2 protein-coding genes are annotated in these 1,265 nt (G+C 58.4%); one reads left to right on the plus strand and one right to left on the minus strand.

Annotation, left to right across the window (positions count from 1 at the left end; all coding sequences use genetic code 11):
• The coding region (locus tag EN991_RS36755) for an AMIN domain-containing protein (protein ID WP_127370551.1) at positions 1-314 on the minus strand (314 nt) is incomplete at its 3' end.
• Between the two features lie 654 nt (positions 315-968).
• Between EN991_RS36755 and EN991_RS36760 the strand changes: the two genes are divergently transcribed.
• Positions 969-1,265, plus strand: a 297-nt coding sequence (locus EN991_RS36760; RefSeq protein ID WP_127273774.1) for a S1 RNA-binding domain-containing protein, incomplete at its 3' end; no start/stop codon positions are given.

The raw sequence follows: 1,265 nt of genomic DNA on the forward strand, positions 1-1,265 counted from the left end.
CCCTTGACCAGGCCCCGCGCCTTCAAATCCTTGGCATCCACGGCGAATCTCGTATTCGCGAGATCGATGACAAGACGGTTGGGACCACGCAGCAGGAACCATTTGATATCGGGTTCGCGGTCGAAATCCATGACGATGCGCATCTTGGTGGCATCGCCGGCCATCTTGTAGCCTTTTGCCACGAGCGGAGCGTCGGCGGCACTGGCATTTGAAGACAAGACGGATGAGGCCGCCAGCAGCAGCAAGAGGCAGAAAGAGGCCAGGATCCGGCCGCCGACACGACATCCCTTGTCTGTGAAGTCCGCCAATCCCATCTCTCTTGCAGTCGCTCCCGGTTTGGCGCCCGGCGCCCGGTCGTTTCGTCGAAATGCAGGTTAGGCCGCGAACTCGATTAACGATTGGTATCCAGAGAAGGTTAACCAAGCCTTTTCATGCAGGGCCGCAAGCCTGGCTTTACGCTACGGAACGGCTTTTTGCCGGCATCGGAAATCGGGGTTGCCTTCCACCCCGCCAAATCATAAAAGCGATGGTGGATCACTGCAATCCTGGAACCGCCCTCCTCCGCAGCTTCTTGCTACAGGGTCAGACGTAAAGGCGGCTCCTTTCGCTTCAGGCGAAAAGGGTTCAGGTGATCGCGACGAATTTCGCAGGCGTGCTCCCGTGGCGGGGGAATCGCCTGCGTGAGGAAAACGGCCGGGTTTGTTCCCGTGCCGGCTCTGTATGAGCAAACAAGCTGGTCCGGTTCGTCCGGGCTTTGGTTCAAAAGGTTCTGTTGGTGACGATGGCTTCAAGCGCAATCATGGAAAGGTCCGCATCAAACCGCGCCATTATGGCTGCGGGCGGCACCGCCATGGCGCTCAAGCGGCGGCCGACGGACGTTCAAATATCCGGCACCCACATTCCAGACACGCAGCAGCAGGCTTTGCCTCGCAAGCTGCGGCTGACGGCTGCCGGGGGGAAACGAAATAATGCCCAACAAAATGCTGATAGACGCCTCCCACCCGGAGGAAACACGCGTTGTCGTCATACGCGGTAACCGTATTGAAGAATTCGACTTTGAATCCCAGGACAAGAAGCAGCTCAAAGGAAACATCTACCTAGCCCGCGTAACGCGCGTAGAGCCCTCCCTTCAGGCAGCCTTTGTCGAATATGGCGGCAACCGTCACGGTTTTCTCGCCTTCAGTGAAATCCACCCCGATTACTACCAGATTCCGGTCGCCGATCGTCAGGCACTGCTGCGCGCGGAAGCGCAGGAGGCTGAGGAC

Origin of the sequence: Mesorhizobium sp. M7A.F.Ca.US.005.03.2.1 (assembly GCF_003997795.1) — a bacterium.
GTDB lineage: Bacteria > Pseudomonadota > Alphaproteobacteria > Rhizobiales > Rhizobiaceae > Mesorhizobium > Mesorhizobium ciceri.